The organism is Roseateles sp., from assembly GCF_031397715.1.
Lineage (GTDB): Bacteria > Pseudomonadota > Gammaproteobacteria > Burkholderiales > Burkholderiaceae_C > Paucibacter_A.
Genome location: NZ_JANNMI010000040.1, coordinates 1 through 6,783, shown reverse-complemented (window position 1 = coordinate 6,783; position 6,783 = coordinate 1). Strand labels below are relative to the sequence as shown.

Genomic DNA, 6,783 nt, shown 5'->3' with positions numbered 1-6,783 from the left:
CAGGGTGACTCCGATCCAGATCCAGCGGATGAAGGGCTTGACTTGCACCCGCACCGCCCACGCTTGGCCCTCAATCGGTGTGCCGAGTGCAACATAGATGTCCCGACTAAGGCTCCAATGAATCGCTGATTCTGTGATCGGCATGGTCGAACCCGGGTAGTTGCGTTTTTCGCTCGTCAGGGTGTGTGCGGGCCGGCCTTCGCAGGCCAGGCGGAAGGTGCCGGCCTGGGCTTCGTAGTTGGGGCCGGTGCGGCGACTGATGTCGATAAAGCTGAGGCGGCAGTCGGCGATCTGGTGGGTGTCGCCGGGTGCCAAGCGCACATCGCGCTCGACGCCGTAGCCCTTGACCATCGCGACCCCGACCGCAAATACCGCCACGCCGAGGTGAGCGAGCAGCATGCCGCTGCTCGCAGCGCCGAGGCCGCCGGCCCGCAAGCGGGTGATGGCCCAGTGCAGGCTGCTAATGCCGACCGCCCAAGCACCCAGCAGCGCCAACAGCACCGCCGGCTTGATGTGGCCATAGCTCTGTTGTAGCAGCAGCGGCAGCATGACGGCACCGATGGCGGTGCCCCACAAGGTCGGGCGCAAGCGCCGCAAAAAGCCGGCTTGGCCCTTGACCCCGTCGCCGAGTTCATCGCGTCCCCAGCGCAGCCAAACCGCGCCCGCCAGCAGGCCCAGTGCGGGCAGCAAGAGCGGCAGCAGCACGGCATCAAAGTAGGGTGGCCCGACCGACAGTTTGCCCAGTCGCAGCGCGTCCAGCAGCAGCGGGTACAGCGTGCCGAGCAAGACGCAAGCGCAGGCCGCCGTCAACAAGAGGTTGTTGAGCGCCAACGCCGTGTCGCGCGAGAGCGCCGCAGCCGGGCGCGATTTTTTTGGTGGGAGTAGGCGCTCACCATGTTTGGCCACCAGGGCAAAGCTGCCCAGCAAAGCCAGCGCAATCAAGGCCAACATCACGCTGCCTCGGCGCGGATCGGAGGCGAAGGCGTGAACCGAGGTCAAGACCCCCGAGCGAACCAAGAAGGTGCCCAGCAAGGCCAGCACGAAGGCGCCAATCGCCAGCCAGGCGGTCCAGAACGGAAAGCGCCCATGTTGCTCGCAGGCGATTTGACTGTGCAGCAACGCGGCGAGTACCAACCAGGGCATCAGGGAGGCGTTTTCGACCGGGTCCCAGAACCACCAGCCACCCCAACCTAACTCGTAATACGCCCACCATGAACCCAGTGCAATGCCCAAAGACAGCAGCGCCAAGGCGCTCGCCGTGTAGGGGCGTGCCCAGCTCACCCAGTTGCCCGGACTGCCGCCCCACAGGGTCGCCAAGACCATGGCGAAGGGCACAGCGGTGCCGACATAGCCGAAGTAGAGCAAGGGCGGATGCAGCGCCATGCCCGGGTCTTGCAGCAACGGGTTCAGGCTTGCGCCCTCGGCGGCGGCCGGCAACAGGCGCTCGAAGGGGTTGGAGGTGAAAAACACAAAGCCGATCACGCACAGGCCAATGATGCCCATCAGCCCCAGGGTGCGCGCCGCGTATTGCGGGTCATGGCGGCGCAGGCCGCGAAAGCAAACCAAGCCCCAGACCGTCAGCGCAAAGGACCACAGCAGCATCGAGCCTTCGTGGCCGCCCCAGACCGCGGCAATTCGGTACAGCAGCGGCAAACGGCTATGCCCATGCTGTGCCACGTAGCTAACGGAATAGTCCCCTTCCACAAAGGCCCAGGCCAGCAGCACCATCGCGCCGCCGACGCCGAGTGCCTGCCACAGCGACGTCACTGCCACCAGGCGCTGCTGCGCGCGGATTTGAGCGGGCGATTGCCACTGCGGACTCAGCCCGAACCAGGCCTGCAAGGCGGCCGCCAGCAGGGCGATGATCAATAGCAGCTGACCAATTTCAGCCTTCATGGTGCGCGCCGTTCTGCGCCAGGATTGGCGCCGGCTGTGCGGCCTTGTTGCATTTCGGCCGGCACGTAGTTTTCGTCGTGTTTGGCCAGTACCTCGGTCGCTTGCAGGGTGCCGTGCTGATCCAACGACCCCTGCGCGATGGCGCCCTTGCCCGCGGCAAACAAGTCGGGCAGCACGCCGCGATAGACCACCGGCAACACATGGCCGCCGTCACTGAGATTGAAGTGCAACTCAAGGCTGTCGCCCTGGCCGGCGGAGCGCTTGATCGACCCTGCCTCCACCAAACCGCCGACGCGCAGGGCGCTGCGGCCCGTTGCTTGGCCAGCCGCCACCTCGCTGGGTGTGACAAAAAAGACCAGATTGCTGCGAAACGCTTGTTTGACGAAGGCGCCGGCCGCCAGCAACAGCGCGGCCGAGGCCAAGACGATCAGCAGGCGCTTTTGGCGTGGGCTCAGACGAATTGCTGTCATGGCTTGTGGGCCCCCGAGTCGAGTTGCCTGGCGCGTTGGCGCAGCGCCATTTGCTCCGCCACCAAGGCCAGCAGCACGCAGGCCACGCTGCCCCAAACGTAGAGGCCGTGGCGGCCCATCTGCACAAAGGCGGCCCAGTCGGCCCACCAGATATTGAACAAGCTATCCATGAGCAATCTCCTGCGCCAAGGGCATCGAGGCCTGCGCTCCGCGCTGGATTTCGTGCAACCAATGCGTATGCGCCTCCCGTTCTTGGATCAGCAACTGCACCCGTTGCAGCACGGTGGCCGCCGCCCAACTCCAGGCGGCCAAGATGCACAGCAACAGCGCCGCCAAGCTCAGTGGCGCCATGCTGGCCCCGTGCGAACTCAACGACGCGCCTTGGTGCAGCGTGTTCCACCAGGTGACCGAAAAATACATCACGGGTAAATTGAGCGCTCCCAGCAAGGCCAAGACCGCGCAGGCGCGGTCGGCGCGGCTGGCATCGTCTACCGAGCCCAACAGAGCGAGATAACCCAGGTAGAGCAGCAGCAGCAACAGTGAGGAAGTCAGGCGCGCATCCCACACCCACCAAGTGCCCCACATCGGTTGGCCCCACAGGGCGCCGGTGATCAACGAGAGCGCCGCAAAGACCGCGCCGGTGGGCGCCAGCGCGTGCGCCAGCAAGTGCGCCAAACGGGTGCGCCAGATCAGCCCCATCGCGCTCCAAAACGCCATCAAACCAAAGCAGACCATCGCCACCCAGGAGGCCGGCACATGCAAAAAGATGATGCGGTAAGCCTCACCCTGCACCGCGTCGGCCGGCGTCAGCGCAAAGCCAACATACAGGCCGAGCGCCGCGCAGATGAGCGCCAGGTAGCGCAGCGGCCGCACACTGCGCTGGGCCAGTGGCAAGAAGCGCACTGGCGACGCGAACCAGAAGATAAATTTGGAGAGTTTCATTGCATCAACTTTCAATCCCTTAGCTTTCAACCCCTTAGCTTTCAACCCCAATACGCACGGCGCAGGCGGCCAACCACGGGCAGCAAGCCAGCGCCGCACAACTCATCGCGGCCAACAGCGCCAAGTGAGCGCCGGCAGGGGCGCCGTCTTGCGCGGCGCGTACCGCCATGCTGCCGAACACCAGCACCGGCACCGCCAGCGGCAACACCAGGCCGATCACCAGCAGCCCACCTTGGCGCAGGCCGGCGGCCAAGGCCGCCACCACGCCGGTCAGCATCACCAACACCCCGGTCCCTAAAAACAAGGCCAACATCAGCACACCCAAGGCCTGCGCTTTGAGCCCGTATTGCAACGCCAGCAGGGGCGCCAGCAGCAAGACCGGCAGCGCCGCCAGCAGCCATTGCGCCAGCAATTTCGCAGCCACCAGCAAGACCAAAGGGGTCGCGCTCAGCAGCCACTGGTCGAGCCAGCCGCTGCGCAAATCGTCGTGGAAGCAGCGTGCGCTGACCATCAACACACTCAGCAAGGCCGCCACCCACAAGACGCCCGGCGCCAGCAAGGCCAGGGTGGCCGGGGTCGGCGCCACGCTGAGTGCCGGCAGGCTGGCAATGGTGGCAAAGAACAGCGCCTGCACCAGCAGGTCCACCGGGCGCGCCAGCGCTAACGCCCATTCCCGCCGCAGCAGCGCCCGCAGCGGTGGCAGCCAAGCCGCGTGATGGTGGTCGGCGTTGCTGCAGACGACTAGGAGCCTGGGCGGCAGAAGGAGCGGCGGCTGCAAGTCGGCCGCAGCGGTCCATTTTGCACCGTCTTTTTGCCCCATAGCGGGGCTATGAGGCTGCAAATCCGGCACAAACTGTCCTCGCCGGGGCCACCTTTCGCTCTCGCCGCCTTCTGCCGCCCAGGCTCCCAAGCTTGCTGCGCCGTTCATGCGGGCACCTGTTGGGCCAGCCACAAGGACTGGCACGGCGGGAACTCGACCGGCAAGGGCTGGTGTGAGCTCAGTGCCACGCTGCCGCCGCCCGCGACATGCTGCTGCGCCAACTTGCACAGCCACAGGCAGGCTGCGTCGTCGAGCGCATCCAGCGGTTCGTCAAGCAGCCACAGCGGGCGCCGCACCAGCTTCAGCCGAGCCAGCGCGAGCTTGCGGCGTTGGCCGGCGGAGAGGTGGCGAACGGCACGGTCGGGAATGGACAACTCGCTCAGCAAGGCCATCGCCGGCTTCGTGTCGGTGCCATGCAGACTGGCAAATAGCGCCAAGTTGCACAGGCTACTCAGATCCTCGGCCCAGCCATCCTGGTGGCCCAGAAAAGCGCAGCCGGCTTGGCGCTGCACCCGGCCGACTAGCGGCGGGCGCAGGCCGGCCAGCGTGCGCAGCAGGGTGGTTTTGCCGCAGCCGTTGGGGCCGCGCAAATGCAGCGCCGCGCCGGCGTGCAGATTGAAGTCCAACGGTCCCCACAGGCGCAGGCCGTTGCGTTCTCCGATCAAGCCTTGAACGGTCAGCATGGCTGGGCTCAACTCGGCGGGTTCACGACGATCAGGCCCTGCATCTCGGGATGCGGGCCGCAGCCATAGGCGTAGGAGCCGGCGCGGTCGAACAGGCGTTGCCAGTGCTCACCTGGAAACAGGCGCTCCGATTCGCCGCCTTGCGGACCCGCAAACAAAACGGTGTGGGTCGTTCGCTTCTCGCGGTTGACCCAGCGCACGCTGTCGCCGACGCTAACGCTCAACTTGGCGGGATGAAACTGGTAGTCGCGAATCTCCACCTCCAGCGTCGCCGGAGCCGCCCGCGCGCCGCCGGCCCACAGCAGTTGCAGCCCCAGCAGATTGCGCAGCCATTGGCGACGATCGAACATCACGCCAGATCCATCAAGGCTTGTTGGCCGTGATGTCGCCCTTGGTGTCCAGCCCCAGCGTGTAGCCGAGCGAGACATGGTGGAAACGGCCGGCCGAGTGGTCATCATGAATGGCGAAACCGAAGTTGTAGGTCTTGCCACTGACCAAGGCGATGTCACCTTCGCCACCGCTCAGCTTGCGGGTAAAGGTCACCACCCAGTCATCGCCCTTGCGCTCGCCTTTGGCGTCGAGCAGCGCTTTGCCGCCTTCCATCACGCGTTTGTCGGCCACGTAGCCGTCAAACTTGCCGCCCTTGCTGGTCCATTGCATCAGGTCGTAGAACTTGCCGCTGGCCAAACTGCCGTCTTTGACGTATTTGGTTTTCTTGTCGTCCTTGGCCTCGGGCATGGTGCGTGCGTCGACGTGGCAGGTCTCCCAGCAGCCCGACAGATTGGCACCGGGCACCTTGTTGTCCTCCAACATAAACGCCAACTTCACCAGGCTGTCCTTGTCCATCTTTTCGGCACCACCGGCCGGCTGCTTCCAGCTGAAGCGCAGGTACAAGTTGCTGCCGTCGTTGGCGGCCTGCACATTGACCGGTATCGAACCCGCCTTGCCCTTGATCGGGTGTGGCTCGTTCTTTTGGCCGAGGGCCATTTTCTTGCCCATGTCCGCCGTTTCTTCATGGTGGCAACTGGCGCAGTTTTCGCCCTTGCGCACCGCACGGGCACCGCCATGCTCGCTGCCCTTGGTGATCCACTCCAGCGGCGAGGCGCCGGGGTAGAACAGCGTGATCTTGGTGGGGCTGACCTTGCTCCAATCGGGCGCGGCCGCAAAGCTGGAAGCGCAGGCCAGGGCGAGCAGCGTCGCTGCGCTTAAATGAGTGGTTCGCATTTTATTCGTCCTCTTCTTTCATGCCTTTGGGTTTGTGGTGCGCAATGCCCTTGTGACAGTCGATGCAGGTGTCGCCGTTCTTGGCGGCCAACTCGTGTGACTTCTTGGCGCGCGGCTTTTGCTTCTCGGTGTCCATGCTCTTCAGCGTGTGGCAGTTGCGGCATTCGAGCGAGTCATTCGCCTTCATGCGCGCCCATTCGCGTTCGGCCATGGTGAGCCGGTGCGCCTCGAACTTCTCCGGCGTGTCAATCGTGCCGGTCACCTTGCCGAGCAACTCGCGCGAGGCCTGGATCTTGCGCAGCATCTTCGGCCCCCACTCCTTGGGCACATGGCAGTCCGGGCAGGTGGCGCGCACGCCGGTGCGGTTGGTGTAGTGGATGGTGTTTTCGGAATATTCCTTGTAGACGTTGTCGCGCATCTCGTGGCAGCTGATGCAGAACGCCTCCTTGTTGGTGGCCTCCAGGGCGGTGTTGAAACCACCCCAGAAGACCACGCCGGCAATCACGCCGACGCTCAGTACGCCGAGCAGCGAGTATTTGCTGGGCTTGGTCAGGGCCTGCCAGCAGCGCTTGAGCAGACCGGGCTTGGTAACAACAGGGTCAGCCACGGTGGGTTTCCTTTGGGGCGGTCATGGGTTGTTGGTGTTGGGGCCGACAGCGCTTGCGCCGGCGGCCCCAAACAGACTCACTCAATACACGTCGTACTGGGTGTTCCAGACATTGAACTTGCCTGTCGGCGTCACCATGCG

General features: G+C 64.8%; 9 protein-coding genes. All 9 read right to left on the bottom strand.

Going from position 1 to position 6,783, the window contains the following annotated elements:
* Positions 1–1,896: heme lyase CcmF/NrfE family subunit (locus RMO57_RS01915; RefSeq protein WP_310383706.1), on the bottom strand; the 1,896-nt coding region annotated here is incomplete at its 3' end.
* The gene (gene ccmE / locus RMO57_RS01910; RefSeq protein ID WP_310383705.1) at positions 1,893–2,366 is read right to left on the bottom strand and encodes a cytochrome c maturation protein CcmE; all 474 of its coding nucleotides are present in this window, start codon (positions 2,364–2,366) and stop codon (positions 1,893–1,895) included. The genes RMO57_RS01915 and ccmE, both read right to left, overlap by 4 nt.
* Positions 2,363–2,536, bottom strand: coding sequence for a heme exporter protein CcmD (locus tag RMO57_RS01905; RefSeq protein WP_310383704.1), 174 nt, complete (start codon positions 2,534–2,536; stop codon positions 2,363–2,365). Before RMO57_RS01905 ends, ccmE begins: the two co-directional genes overlap by 4 nt.
* Positions 2,529–3,308 carry a heme ABC transporter permease CcmC gene (ccmC, locus tag RMO57_RS01900; RefSeq protein WP_310383703.1) on the bottom strand — a complete coding sequence of 260 codons (780 nt, stop codon included), beginning with the start codon at positions 3,306–3,308 and terminating at the stop codon, positions 2,529–2,531. Before ccmC ends, RMO57_RS01905 begins: the two co-directional genes overlap by 8 nt.
* Positions 3,309–3,342: 34 nt before the next feature.
* Positions 3,343–4,128 (bottom strand): heme exporter protein CcmB, encoded by a 786-nt coding sequence (gene ccmB / locus RMO57_RS01895; protein WP_310383702.1) that lies wholly within the window; start codon positions 4,126–4,128, stop codon positions 3,343–3,345.
* 104 nt (positions 4,129–4,232) lie between these two features.
* Positions 4,233–4,811, bottom strand: a complete 579-nt coding sequence (ccmA, locus tag RMO57_RS01890; protein ID WP_310383701.1) for a heme ABC exporter ATP-binding protein CcmA — start codon at positions 4,809–4,811, stop codon at positions 4,233–4,235.
* An 8-nt stretch (positions 4,812–4,819) separates the two neighbouring features.
* Positions 4,820–5,161, bottom strand: coding sequence for a plastocyanin/azurin family copper-binding protein (locus tag RMO57_RS01885; RefSeq protein WP_310383700.1), 342 nt, complete (start codon positions 5,159–5,161; stop codon positions 4,820–4,822).
* A gap of 13 nt (positions 5,162–5,174) precedes the next feature.
* On the bottom strand, positions 5,175–6,035 hold the full coding sequence (locus tag RMO57_RS01880; protein WP_310383699.1) for an ethylbenzene dehydrogenase-related protein: 861 nt from the start codon (positions 6,033–6,035) through the stop codon (positions 5,175–5,177).
* Position 6,036: 1 nt separating this feature from the next.
* Entirely contained in the window at positions 6,037–6,642 is a 606-nt protein-coding gene (locus tag RMO57_RS01875; protein ID WP_310383698.1) for a NapC/NirT family cytochrome c, read from the bottom strand.
* Between the last annotated feature and the right edge of the window lie 141 nt (positions 6,643–6,783).